General features: G+C 61.0%; 12 protein-coding genes. All 12 read right to left on the bottom strand.

Features of this window, described 5'->3' with window-relative positions; all coding sequences use genetic code 11:
• Positions 1-6 precede the first annotated feature (6 nt).
• Positions 7-288 (bottom strand): hypothetical protein, encoded by a 282-nt coding sequence (locus tag CD175_RS07905; RefSeq protein WP_104448414.1) that lies wholly within the window; start codon positions 286-288, stop codon positions 7-9.
• Positions 289-713: 425 nt separating this feature from the next.
• Positions 714-1,301, bottom strand: coding sequence for a peroxidase-related enzyme (locus CD175_RS07910; RefSeq protein WP_104448415.1), 588 nt, complete (start codon positions 1,299-1,301; stop codon positions 714-716).
• Positions 1,301-1,828: a CMD domain-containing protein gene (locus CD175_RS07915; protein WP_007979459.1), complete on the bottom strand. Its 528-nt coding sequence runs from the start codon at positions 1,826-1,828 to the stop codon at positions 1,301-1,303. Before CD175_RS07915 ends, CD175_RS07910 begins: the two co-directional genes overlap by 1 nt.
• A gap of 67 nt (positions 1,829-1,895) precedes the next feature.
• On the bottom strand, positions 1,896-3,461 hold the full coding sequence (locus CD175_RS07920) for an ABC transporter substrate-binding protein (protein ID WP_104448416.1): 1,566 nt from the start codon (positions 3,459-3,461) through the stop codon (positions 1,896-1,898).
• Positions 3,462-3,515: 54 nt separating this feature from the next.
• Positions 3,516-4,529: an ABC transporter ATP-binding protein gene (locus CD175_RS07925; RefSeq protein WP_007979462.1), complete on the bottom strand. Its 1,014-nt coding sequence runs from the start codon at positions 4,527-4,529 to the stop codon at positions 3,516-3,518.
• A complete protein-coding gene (locus CD175_RS07930; protein ID WP_007979464.1) occupies positions 4,519-5,532 on the bottom strand; it encodes an ABC transporter ATP-binding protein in 1,014 nt (337 codons plus the stop codon). The genes CD175_RS07925 and CD175_RS07930 overlap by 11 nt, the downstream gene beginning before the upstream one ends.
• Positions 5,529-6,449 (bottom strand): ABC transporter permease, encoded by a 921-nt coding sequence (locus CD175_RS07935; protein WP_007979467.1) that lies wholly within the window; start codon positions 6,447-6,449, stop codon positions 5,529-5,531. Before CD175_RS07935 ends, CD175_RS07930 begins: the two co-directional genes overlap by 4 nt.
• Positions 6,446-7,420, bottom strand: a complete 975-nt coding sequence (locus CD175_RS07940) for an ABC transporter permease (RefSeq protein ID WP_104448417.1) — start codon at positions 7,418-7,420, stop codon at positions 6,446-6,448. Before CD175_RS07940 ends, CD175_RS07935 begins: the two co-directional genes overlap by 4 nt.
• Positions 7,417-8,877 carry a SidA/IucD/PvdA family monooxygenase gene (locus CD175_RS07945; RefSeq protein ID WP_104448418.1) on the bottom strand — a complete coding sequence of 487 codons (1,461 nt, stop codon included), beginning with the start codon at positions 8,875-8,877 and terminating at the stop codon, positions 7,417-7,419. The genes CD175_RS07940 and CD175_RS07945 overlap by 4 nt, the downstream gene beginning before the upstream one ends.
• A 224-nt stretch (positions 8,878-9,101) precedes the next feature.
• The gene (locus tag CD175_RS07950; protein ID WP_104448419.1) at positions 9,102-10,052 is read right to left on the bottom strand and encodes a LysR family transcriptional regulator; all 951 of its coding nucleotides are present in this window, start codon (positions 10,050-10,052) and stop codon (positions 9,102-9,104) included.
• Between the two features lie 145 nt (positions 10,053-10,197).
• On the bottom strand, positions 10,198-10,650 hold the full coding sequence (locus tag CD175_RS07955; protein WP_104448420.1) for a VOC family protein: 453 nt from the start codon (positions 10,648-10,650) through the stop codon (positions 10,198-10,200).
• Positions 10,651-10,735: 85 nt separating this feature from the next.
• Positions 10,736-12,871, bottom strand: a complete 2,136-nt coding sequence (locus CD175_RS07960) for a calcium-binding protein (RefSeq protein ID WP_104448421.1) — start codon at positions 12,869-12,871, stop codon at positions 10,736-10,738.
• Positions 12,872-13,104 lie beyond the last annotated feature (233 nt).

Raw genomic sequence — 13,104 nt, forward strand, 5'->3', positions numbered from 1 at the left:
CCACCATTAGAACAGGACGTTGTATTTATTGTTGGCGATATTCAGTGTTGCCATAACCCTGACAGAACTATCGGCGTAGAACTTCTGGACAATGCCGTCATATACACAGAGCACAACCCCTTCGCCGGATACGTATGAACTACCGTTATCCACCAATACCAAGTTGTGCACGCCGTAACTACGAGTGATATCTGGCTTGAGCCTGTTGCAGATGGCCAGATGATCAGGTTCGCCAGCAATGGCGACAAGGGGGGCAAGCAGGGTCAACAGGATGAGTGACTTTTTCACTTTGGCTCGCCTTAACGCACATTTAGTTTGAATCTGACAGGCTCGGCATTCAGCAATACTGCAGACACAACAGGCGCACATGAATATATATTTCCACCCGGGTGTCGGAGCAAATGCAAGATACCCGTGATTAGCTGCCTTAAAGTTCATGGCGCCGGATGGTAATTTTGGCTTGACTACCTGTCAATATGCGATATCTGCTAGATTTTTATGCGACACAAGACCATTAAATACAAAACTGACTGTTTAATTATTGGAAAATAAATAATAAATCCGACAAGCCAACCAGGTTAATGCAGAGCTTCAATCGTCAAGATCAGTGAATCCCCAGAAGCACGAAGCTCCTGCTCCCGAATCGATCACAGGAGATACTTTTCTGCCGTAGAAACCGTGGCCGACTCTTGATCGGCCAGGCCCGATGGGGGTTATGGGGCGGTAAACACAGGCTCACCCAGATTCAACATCAATCGATTGGCCCAGGCGAAAATCGCAATCGCGTGGATCAGATCCAGGACCTGTGCATCGTCCAGCCCTTGTTCGCGCAGTGTTTGGATGTGCCCGGCATTCAGCGAGGCTGGCTCAAGGGTCAGGTCGATGGCGAACCGCACAATGGCCCTTTCGCGATCTGTCGTGCCGGCCGTTGCCGGGTCGGCAAACACCTCGCTGATCACGTCGTTGCGCTTGGCCAGTTGCTCGAAGCGTTGTGCATGCACCGAGGCGCAGTACACGCACCGATTGATCCGCGACACCACGGTACTCGCGAGTTCGCGCTCGGCACGGGACAATCCGCCGGGTGCATACATGATGGCGTTGAATGCCTGTGAGCGCTGGCGAAGGATGTCCGGATGATGGGCCAGTGTCAGGTAGTAGTCCGACGTCATGGCCTGCGGATGACTCTCTTGCAGCACGGCCACTTGCTCGTCCGTAGCGTTGTTGAGGTCGACCGTAGGCAGCCAGGCTTTCCAGCCGAGCACTTCGTTGGTGAAGCCATTGCTGCGAATCAGTTCGCTCATCAGGCGGCTCCCGCGGACTGCAACGCGCCGAGCCCGGCGGCCAAACGCACTTGATAGGACAGGAAGGCAATCAACTGCGCCAGCACGACAATTTCAGCCGTGCTCAGGCCTTCGTGTTGAAGCGCTTGCAACGCCACCTGATCGCCATTGACGGGTGATTCGATCAGCGTGCGAGTGAACCCCAGGATCACCCGCAGACGAGCGTCTTCCAGCGTTCCGATGGCGCCGGAATCGACCGCGGCGTGTACGGTTTCATCCAGGCCCAGTGCCTGTAATTGCTCGAGGTAATGTGCCGTGAGTGTCGCCTGCGGTGTCAGTCGCGCGGCGTAGTAAGCCACCCACAGGCGCTCACCCAATGACAGGTTGTTTTCCAGTGCCGGATCAAAAAACAGATCCTGGCTGCCTTGCGTGGCCGAGGCCACTTTGGCCCGGGCATGGCGCATGGCGTGCAGATGTGTACCCGTCTGGATGTCCAGCAAACGGTCGAGCAAATCCGGCTCGGCGATGTGTTCAGCGGTCGAGGTCATGACAATTCCTATAGGGCTGTTGGCGAGCATTGCGCGCAGAGCCCGGTGGGCCCTGGCGCAAACCGGTTCAAGGCAGTTCGGTGACCATGGTCGCCGCCGTGCGGTCGCTGACCAGCGGTTCGACTTTCAGGCCTTTGCGTGCGGCCCAGATGTTCTGGTAGTGGAACAGCGGGATGATGCCGACGTCATCGCTGACCACCTTGACCGAGTCCTGGAGGATCTTGCGGCGCCTGGCTTCATCAAACTCGGCGGTCGAATCCACCAACGCCTTGTCCACCAGCGGGTTGCTGTAACGACCCCAGTTGGAGGCGCCCTGCCCTTTGCTGCTGTCCACCGTGGTCAGAATGTTGGTCAGCGCATACGCCGCTTCCCCGGTGCCGTTGCCCCAGGCAATCACGCTGACCGCCAGTTCATTCTTGTTGGCCTTGCCGGCATACACCGCCCACGGCAACACTTCGAGCTGGACCTTGACGCCGATCCGCGACCAGAACTGCGCCACCGCCTGCATCGCTTCCGGCGCCTGCGGATAGCGGTCGCCGGGTACATGCACGGTCAATTGGAAGCCGTCCGGGAAGCCTGCCTGCGCCAACAGTTCCTTGGCCTGTTTCGGGTCGTACGCAATGTTCTTCACGTCCGGGTTGTAGCCGAAGGTGTTGGCCGGCATCCATTGATTGGCCTCGGTGACGGTGCCTTGCATGATGCGTTCATCGATGGCCTGGCGGTTGATCGCCAGAGACAACGCCTTGCGCACACGCACATCACGCAGCGGGTTCTCGGGCAGCGGCTGGCCGGCGTTATCACGAATGAACTCGTTGGGGCCTTCGCGAAAGCTTGGCTGGATGATCAGCGCACGCAGGCCTTGGTAGGCGTAGACATTGACCCCCGGGGTGTTGCGCAGACGCTCGACATCGGTCGGCGAAACCTTGTCGATCACGTCCACGTCACCGGCCAGCAACGCGGCAGTGCGGTTGGCGGCGTTGGCGATGAAGCGGTAGTCGACCTTGTCCCAAGTCGGCTTGGCGCCCCAATAGCTATCGTTGCGCTCGAAGATCGTCCGGTCACCCGGCACGTAGGAGACGAAACGGTACGGCCCCACGCCAATCATGGCCTTGCCCGAGTTGTAATCGGCGCTGCTGGCATCGGCGCCGGCGTGGCGACTGACGATGTAGATCGAATCAACATCCGGCAGCAGGTTCGCGTTGGGGGTGCGGGTCTTGATAATCAGCGTGTGATCGTCTTTGGCCTTGACCGACTCCACGGTACGTGTGGACCCGGCATAAGAAGCCACGCTGCCCGGCACATTGCGGGCACGCTCGAACGAGAACACGAAGTCATCGGCGGTCAGCGGCGTGCCGTCCTGCCATTTGACGTCGTCGCGCAGGGCGAACTCCCAGGTGGTGTCATCGATGACTTTCCAGCTCTTGGCCAGGCCCGGCAGGGTCTTGTTGTCGCGGCGACTGACCAGCGATTCGAAGGCATGCAGCGCCACCGAACGGTCACCGGCGTAGTTGTTCAGTTGCGGATCAAGCGACGAAACAGGATCGGCATAACCGATGCGCAGGGTCTGCGCGGCAGCACTGCCGGTCGCGAGGATAAGGGCCGAGGTCAACAGTGAACGAACAAGTGGTTTCATGGGTAATTCCTTGTACGCAATGGCAATGGGCATGACGAACGTCTTAGCGCTCGCTCAAAAGTGGTCGTTGAGGTGACACGCACTGAGGTGGTTCGGCGAAACCTCCCTGAGCGCTGGAGCTTCGTTGCGGCAGCGCGCTGACGCGTGCGGGCAACGAGGGTGGAAATGACACCCGGCGGGCGGGTTCAGCGGGCTGGGGATTTCCCCTTTGATCGCGTCATAACGGGTACTGCGGACATCAAAACGCGGGATCTGCGCCAACAACGCCTGGGTGTAGGGATGGTTGGCGCGGGCAAACAGGTCATCGACTGACGCGCTCTCCACCACCCTGCCCAGGTACATCACCACTACGCGGTCGCACAAGTGCTCGACGACGCCCAGGTCATGGCTGATGAACAGATAGGTCAGGCCCAGTTCATCGCGCAGATCCATGAACAGATTGAGAATCTGCGCCTGAATCGACACGTCCAGCGCCGCCACTGACTCATCGCAGACCAGCAGTTGTGGCTGCACCGCCAGCGCTCGGGCAATGCCGATGCGCTGACGTTGACCGCCGCTGAACTGGTGCGGATAGCGCTGACGCAGCTGCGGGCTAAGCCCGGCGCGTTGCAGTTGCGCACTGACGTAATCGTCAAAACCCTGCTTGTCGGTGAGCCCGTGCAGCAGCGCGCCCTCGCCCACGATCCGGTCGACCCGCAGACGCGGATTGAGGCTCGACGACGGGTCCTGAAAGATCATCTGCACCTTCAGGCGCACGGCCTGGCGCTCATCGGCGGTCATGTTGTCGAGGGATTGGCCGTCCACCCACGCACTGCCCGACGACACAGGCAACAGCCCCGCCACCATGCGCCCCAGGGTTGATTTGCCGCAGCCGGATTCGCCGACCAGGCCCACCACTTCGCCACGGGCGATGCGCAAGTCCACGCGATCGACCGCCTGGGTCACCGGCCTTGGGCGCGTCAGGTGTAACCGTTGCAGCCAATGCCGGACTGAATGTTGATCCACTGGCTTGCCGAAGGTTTTGCTGACCTGGCGCAGTTCAATGAGGGGGACTTGATCAGTACGCATGGGCGGCTCCCGGATGAAAACAACGAACCGTCCTGCCTGGTTCGACCTCGCGTGGTTCAGGACTCTGTGCGCAGGCCTGCGACGCTCGCGCACAGCGCGCGGCGAATGCACAGCCTGCAGGCATCGACAGCAAGTCCGGCGCCATCCCGGGAATCTGTCGCAGGCGCTGACCGCGCTGGTTGCGGCTTGGCAGGCTGTCGATCAAACCCTGGGTGTAGGGGTGTTGCGGACGATCAAGCACGTCGGCGACCGAACCCTGTTCGACGATGCGTCCGGCGTACATCACGGCCACGTCGTCGGCCAGCCCAGCCACCACCGACAGGTCATGCGTGATCCAGATCAGCGACGTGCCCTGCTCGCGCACCAGTTTCTGCACTTCACTGAGGATCTGCGCCTGGATCGTCACGTCCAGCGCTGTGGTGGGCTCATCGGCAATGATCAGGTCAGGTGAATGCAGCAGCGCGATAGCAATCGCCACCCGCTGACGCATGCCGCCGGACAACTGATGGGGATAGGCGCGCAGACGCTCTTCAGGGCTGGCAATGCCCATCAGCGCCAAGGTGCGGCTGGCGTGTTCACGCGCGTCGCGCTTGCTCAGTGGACGATGGGCACGCACCGCTTCAATCATTTGCGTGTCGACCCGCAGCACCGGGTTGAGGGTCATCATCGGATCCTGAAAAATCATCGCGATCCGATTGCCTTGCAAAGCGCGCAGTTGAGAACCCGACAGTTTTGTGAGGTCACGGCCTTTGAACAACACCTGACCGCCACTGATACGACCGGGCTCATCCACCAGCCCGAGAATGGAAAACCCGGTCACCGATTTACCCGACCCGGATTCGCCCACCAGCCCCAGGATCCGCCCCGGCTGTACACGCAACGACAGGTCGCGCACCGCCGGCAGCACGCCTGCCCGGGTGTAGAACGAGGTGCAAAGCCCCCGCACCTCCAGGGTTGGCTGCTCGGCAGCCGACGGTGGTAAAGACACTTCAGGCTGGCTCATCGCTGTAACCTCGGGTTCAGGACATCGCGCAACCGGTCACCGACCAGATTGATGGCGACGATGGTGATCAACAGCGCCAGCCCCGGAAACAGGCTGATCCAGTATTCGTTGCTGAGCATGTACTGGAAGCCGTTGGCGATCAGCAGGCCCAGGGAAGGCTCCGTGACCGGCACACCGAGGCCGAGAAACGACAAGGTCGCTTCCAGCGTGATCGCGCGAGCGATCTGCAAGGCGCCGATGACTATAAGCGGCGGCAGGCAGTTAGGCAGGATGTGCCCGACGACGATGCGCCACGGACCAATACCCTGCCCCCGTGCGGCGTCAACGTATTCGCGGCGACTTTCGGTCAATGCCTGGCCGCGGGCGGTGCGGGCGTAATAGGCCCACTCCAGCAGGACCAGCGTGAGCATCACATTGCCGACACCCTTGCCGAGCCAGGCGAGGATCATCAGCGCCATGAGAATCACCGGGAACGACAACAGCAGATCCACCAGACGCATCAACAAAGCGTCCACCCAACCGCCGGCATAGGCCGAGACCAGCCCCAGCAGCGTACCGATCAAGGCGGCGATCAACGCCGAACCGATGCCCACCCACAAACTGATCCGCAAGCCATACAGAATGGCTGAGACCAGATCGCGGCCTTGACCATCGGTGCCGAGCCAGTAGGTATAGCCGCTGTCCATGTTGGCGCTGCCCGGCGCCAGGCGTGCATCCAGTACGTTGAGCTGCATCAGGTCGTAGGGGTTTTGCACCACGATCCACGGGGCCAACACCGCGACCAGCACGATGGCCAGCAACACCAGCAGACCCACTACGGCGGTCGGCGAATTCATGAACTCGACGGCCACCCTCCTCCACGGCGACTGGGCCTGTAGACACACGCGGGTCGTCAAGACTTTCTGAACGGCATTCATCGGGAGGCCTCGATACGCACGCGGGGGTCGAGCAGGTAGTACAAGCCGTCGACAATCAGGTTAAGCACGACGAAGATCACCACGACCACCATCAGATAGGCCACCACCACCGGACGATCCAGGGTGTTGATGCTGTCCAGGATCAGCTTCCCGGCGCCGGGCCAGGAAAAGATGCTTTCGGTGACCACGGCGTAGGCAATCGTCGACCCCAACTCCATCGCCAGCACCGTGACCAGGGGAATCATGGTGTTGCGCATGACGTGCATGCACATCACCCGCATCGGTGACAGGCCCTTGGCCCGTGCGAACTTGACGAACTCCTGTGGCAGCACTTCCCGAACGCCGGCGCGGGTCAGGCGCAACACCAGCGATATCTTGAACAGCGCCAGGTTCAGCGCCGGCAGCAGCAGGTGTTGCAGACCATCGAGGGTCAGCCACGACCACTGCACGCCCAGCCACTCGCGGGTCTCGCCGCGTCCACTGGCGGGCAGCCATCCCAACTTGATCGAGAACAGCATGATCATCATCAACGCCACCCAAAACGCCGGCAGCGAAAAACCCACGATGCTGGCGGCCATCATCAGACGCGATAACGGGTGATCGGGATAGGCCCCGGCGAACATGCCCAAGGGCACGCCGATCACGACCGCCAGGAACAGCGCGCAGAAGGCCAGTTCGAAGGTGGCCGGCAGTCGTTGCAGGATCAGGCGCATGGCGTCTTCGTGATAGACAAAACTCTGCCCCAGATTGGCGTGGGCAACCCCCTTGAGAAAAATCAGGTATTGCTCCCACAACGGCTTGTCCAGCCCCAGGTGAGCGATGGCCTGCAAGCGTTCGGCCTGGTTGAGGTCTTCACCCACCAGGATGTCCATGGGATTGCCAATGGCGTTCAGGCCGATGAACACCACCAGGGTCATCAGCACAATCACCAGCAGCGACTGAGTCATACGCCGCAGTGCCCAGCCGATCATGGCCGCAACTCCTCAGCGGTCGGCTGGCTCGCCACCCACTCATCGCCCAGCAGTTCGGGGTCTGCATAGCTGCGCATGGACTCGAAATGCAGCGCGATGTCTTCGTTGAACAACTGGCCGACCAAGGCGTGGGCCAGGCGTTTGGAGCCTTCGCTGATGGCCGGAATGTCGCCGGACACCGCGCCATAGTTCAGTGCCGCGGGATAGCTGAAGCAATGGATGTGGCTCAGCCCCGGGCAGAGACCGGGTGTCTTTTCCTGGAATTCGAAACAGCTGCCCAGGTCCGGCAGTTCCGACAGTTCGGCATCGCGTTCAGTGGGCGGGGCCTCGAAACGATCCTGCCAGGTGCGGATGTGCCGGGAGAACGGCGCGAACTCCGGACGCTGGTCAAAGTCAGTGCGAAAACCGGTGGCGAACACCAGAAAATCCGCTTCGATCCGGGCTGTGGGCGTGTACAGCCACAGACCGCCAGCCGGATTTTCTTCCACCGCGACAACCGGGCTGCTCAACAGGAACCGCGCCCGGCCCGAGCAGGACACTCTGAGCGTGCTGCTGCGTGGCGGAGGCACTTGCTGCGTATTGAGGTAGTTGCGAATGCGCCATTTCCAGGCGTCCGGCAGGCGCCAGTAACCGTGGACCATGCCCGGATTGCCAGCGCCTTTGCCTTTGTTGATGCGGGGTAACTCGGCGCGACGGATCAACAGGTCCACCCGTGTCGCACCCGCTTCCAGCGCGGTGGCGGCACTGTCCATGGCTGACGCCCCGCCACCGATGACCGCGACGCGTTTGCCTTCAAACCACGCATCCTGCAAACCGTCCGCCGAGTGCGCCCACAAGTGACCCGGCAGCTGCCGGGCGAACTCAGGCACCCAGGGTCCACCCAGGCCGTCGCGCCCGGTGGCAAGCACGACATGGCGCGCCAACAGATGATGCGTCTGCGCCGGCGTCACGATATCCAGTTCAACCAGCCCGTCTGCCCTGGGCGCAACCCGGTTGACGCGATGCTCGTTGCGCACGTCCAGCGTCAATACCTTGCGATACCAGCGCAGGTAGTCGGCCCATTGCAGACGCGGAATCTTGTCCAGCGTGGCCCAACCCTCAGCGCCGAATTGCGCTTCGAACCAGGCGCGGAAAGTCAGCGCAGGCAATCCCAGTGCTGGCCCGGTCAGGTGTTTGGGTGAACGCAGGGTTTCCATGCGTGCGGTGGTTGCCCAGGGCCCTTCGAAGCCTGCCACCGACTGATCGAACACCACCGCTGCCACACCGAGGTGGCGCAGTTCGGCGGCAAGGGCCAGGCCGGCCATACCGCCGCCGATGATCGCCACCTCGAGCACCGGCGTGCCTTCGCTCACACGTGGCTTGACCCATGGACTGGCGGGAAGGTCGAGCCAGGCCAGGTCCTGGCGCAAGCGTGCTTCAAGTGCCGCAAGGCCTGCGGGTGGCTTTACATCGGACATTGATCGCTACTCGATGACGATCGAGAGCAAATCACTCGACCCTTGATTGAAATCACTCCATCAACATTGAACGGCTATAAATGAATTCTTATAGCTATTGAATGCTTAAAGCGAATACTAAAAGGGACCTTTTATTCCTGCAATGCGCAAAAAAACATAATGATATTCACAAATGGAATTATAAGACTCTAGAGAAAGCAACCCGCGACTGTGGCTCAGCCGCCCTACTCGGCGTAAATGCTCTGCAACAAGGCATCATGGACGCCGGCTTCATGCATGACCATCTGCGGCAGCAACAGCTTTGCCGAAGCGGCGATCTCGCCGATCAGCGCACGCGCCACATCGGACAACGGGCTGGCGAACGCCGAAATCAAACCGAAGAAAAACGGGATGTTGCAGGCAATCGGCCGCACCACCACGCCTTCCAATGGCACTCCCCTGGCGGTAAAGGGATCGACCAAGGCCACGCCCAGCCCGACTCTGGCCATCTGCATCGCAATCAACGATGTGTTGGTGTCGAGCATGCGGGGCGGCGCGCCTCCTGCGTCCTGGAAAGCCTTGTCGACGCGGCGCCGAAAACGATACGGATTGGCCATGGTGATCAGGGTCTGCTGCGCCAGCAGTTCCATGGACAGCACCTCGTGCACCGCCAGTTCTGAGCTGGCCGGCAACACCGCGACACAGGGCGCCTCGCCGATCCAGTGAATATCCAGTCCGCGATGCTCCAGCGGCAGACTCACCGCGCCCAGATCCATGGTTTTCGACAGCACCGCCTGCACTACGTTTTCCGGCGACATGCTCTGCAGCTGGATCTGCTGCGGGCGAAGGCTGTCAGGCAATCGCGACAACGCCACAGGCAACAGCCCTGCCGCCAGCGCCGAAATCGCTACCAGTTTGATTTGATTGCTCTCTTCCCGAGCGATGTGCTGCGCGCGCTGGCGAATATTGCGAATCCCCAGCAGTGCGCTTTCGACTTCGCCGTACATCATGAACGCCTTTTGGGTCGGCATGACCTTTGGCCCGCTGCGCTCGAACAACGCGAAGCCCAGCTCTTGCTCCAGCTCCTGAATGACCCTGGTCACCGATGGCTGGGAACGACCGAGCATCTTTCCTGCTGCGGTGACACTGCCCGCCGACATCACAGCAGCAAACGCTTCGAGCTGACGCAGATCCATAAGCACGCCTTAATCAATACTGAGACTGGCAGGAGCGCGAAATGCAAGGCTCCCAGGTTCGAAGCGCGAAAGTCTACACGCTGTCGAGGCATATATCGCGCTTGCAACCGGTCCTGGTGGTGACGCTCAGCCACTGTCGCAGGTGTCATCGAGAAGCGTGCTGCCCAAGCTCCTGGGCAAGCCCGATGAGAATGCCTTCGGGGCCCCGGATGTAGCAGAGGCGATACATCGCTTCGTACCGAACCACTTTGCCGACGAGCTCTGCGCCGTGTTTGTAGAGCCTGGCGAGTGTGTCGTCGATGTCTTCCACGGTGAACATGACTCGCAGGTAACCAAGCGCGTTCACCGGGGCGCGGCGGTGATCGGCGACCACGGGGGGTGCGAGGAATCGGGAAATTTCGAGCCGGCTGTGACCGTCCGGCGTGCGCATCATGGCAATCTCGACGCGCATGTCGCGCAATCCTGTGACGCCATCTGCCCAGTCACCCTCGATGGGTGCGCGCCCCTCGAGCTCAAGGCCCAGTTCGGTGAAGAACTCAATGGCAGCCTCGATGTCCTCTACAACGATGCCGATGTTGTCCATGCGCTTGACGGTCATGATGTCTCCCTGGCGCTTGAAGGGGCCCGTCGCCCGGCCTGACGCATGCTCACGCCATCACCCGGCGTGAGCATGCGTCGTTCACTCAGGTAAAGGCGAAGTCCGACTCGGTGATGGCGGCCTGTGGCACGCCGCTCAAGGTGATGGTTCCCACCCCCGGCTGGCCCGTGACGCTGATGACGGCCTCGCCGAGCTGTTCTCCAACGGTAAGGTTAGCAAAGGTCAGACCGCTGGCGCTCAGGTCGATCAGGTCAGTGCCGTCCTCGAAGTCGGCGATGGTGTCCGTTCCCCAGAGGGCACCGAACTGGAACCTGTCCGCATCGAGGCCGGGTTCGAACTGGATGCTGCCGACCATGAAGTCATCCGCCGCGCTGCCCACCAGCCGGTCGTCCCCCGTGCCACCAATCATGAAGGCACCTGCGCTGCCCGATTGCAGTGTGTCGTTGCCTTCATTGCCCTCAAGGGTCGTCTGGAAGGCGAACGCGGCGCTGCTGCCGATCACCAGGTCGTTGCCGGCTCCGCCGAAGGCACTGCCGAAATCCTCGATGGTGAGCGTGTCGTTACCCTCGCCGCCGAACAGATTATCCAGGCCTGCGCCGCTGAGCAGCACGTCGTCACCCGTACCGCCATCGAGCAGGTCCTCTCCTGCCTGGCCGAACAACTGGTCGTTGCCGCCGAGGCCGAAGATCTTGTCGTCGCCATCGGTGCCGACGATGATGTCGTTGCCATCGGTGCCGGCCGTAACGAAGACGGTATTGTTACCGAAATCGTCCACCGTGAAGTTCTTGACGCCGAGGAACTTCACCGTGAAGTCGGTGCTGTCGAGCCGTCCGTTGTCATCCTCGTCCGCTATCAGCCAGGTGTTGCCCTGGCGGACTGTGTAAAGCAGGTCGGTGATGCCGTTGCCGCCGCCGACCAGTACCGCGCCAAGCTGTGGATTGAGCGTGACCTGGCCACGAAATACGAACTCATCGACCAGTTCGATCGTGTCGCCCCCGGCCACGCCTGCGCCCTGGAAGTCCTGGACCGTATCGAAGGTCGCGAAGGGTGAGTTCGGGTTGAACGCGCCGAGGAAGAACTCGAACTCGTCATTGCCGGCACCGCCATTCAACTGGTCTGCCCCGGCGTCGCCTTCGAGCACGTCGTCACCATTGCCGCCGAACAACTGGTCGTTGCCGGCATCGCCGAACAGTTCGTCGTTGCCGTCATCGCCAAACATCTGGTCGTTGCCGTCTTCGCCAAACAGGCTGTCGTTACCGATGCCGCCGGAGAGCTGGTCGTTGCCGGCATCGCCGTCCAGGGTGTCGTTGCCTGCGCCGCCATTCACTATGTCATTGCCGTTGCCGCCGGCAAGCAGCGGGTCATTACCGGCACCACCGTCAATGATGTCGGCGCCGTCGTTGCCCGTGATGCTATCGCGGTCGTCGCCACCGTTCAGGATGTCATTGCCGAGCCCACCGGTCAGCAGATCGTTGCCCGCGCCACCGTTCAGAATGTCGTTGCCGGCTCCGCCGTCGACGATGTCATTGCCGTTACCAGCGTTGACCACATCGTTTCCACCGAGCGCGAAGATCCTGTCGATCTCTGCGGTGCCGTTGATCACATCACCGCCTTCGGTGCCACGCACGACGAAGGGCGTGGTGCCGAAATCGGCTTTTACGAGGTTGTGCCGCCCCGTCAGTTGTACAGAGAAGTCCGTGGCGTCAAACACGCCGTTGTCGTTGGAGTCCGCGAACAGCAGCGTGCTGGCGGCACCTGCGACATAGAAGACCTCGGTAAAGCCGTTGCCGCCGAAACCAAGCGTAGCGCCCAGGGTCGGCACCGTGGTGCGAGCCCCCTCGAAAACCAGGCGGTTGCTCGCGGAGAGAAGCAGGTTGTCACCACCGGCAACGCCGGCACCCTGGAAGTCGGTCACCGTGTCGCGGGCCACGGAAGAGGATTCCACGCCATTGCCGACAAACCAGTTGAAAGAGTCATTATCCGCGCCCCCGGTCAGGGTATCGGCACCGACACCGCCCGTGAGGCTGTCGAGTCCGGCGCCACCGCGAAGGAGATCATCGCCGTCACCACCGACGAGTTCATCGTTGCCGTCACCACCTTCTATCGTGTCGTTGCCTCCTTCACCCAGGATAAAGTCGTCGCCACCCAGGCCGAAGATCTGATCAGCCTCCGGGTTGCCAAATATGAAGTCACCTTGTTCAGTCCCATTGATAACAGCCATGGTACTACCCTCCATTAAAGGAAATGGTAAGCGTTAACTGCGTTACAGCGGGTTGAGGAAAATTAGACAAGCTCAAGGCGTGACAAGTGCGCCATTTCGGCCTCACCGTTTATCGCGAATGCAGACGTGTATTGCGGAGCGTTCACCCACCTTCCAACGCCGCCATACGGCTATTTCGGGTGTTCCAAGGCAGCAGGGTTTGAAAAGCGACTACCCCCACGGCGACCAAATGA

Source organism: Pseudomonas laurylsulfatiphila (assembly GCF_002934665.1).
Classification (GTDB): Bacteria; Pseudomonadota; Gammaproteobacteria; order Pseudomonadales; family Pseudomonadaceae; genus Aquipseudomonas; species Aquipseudomonas laurylsulfatiphila.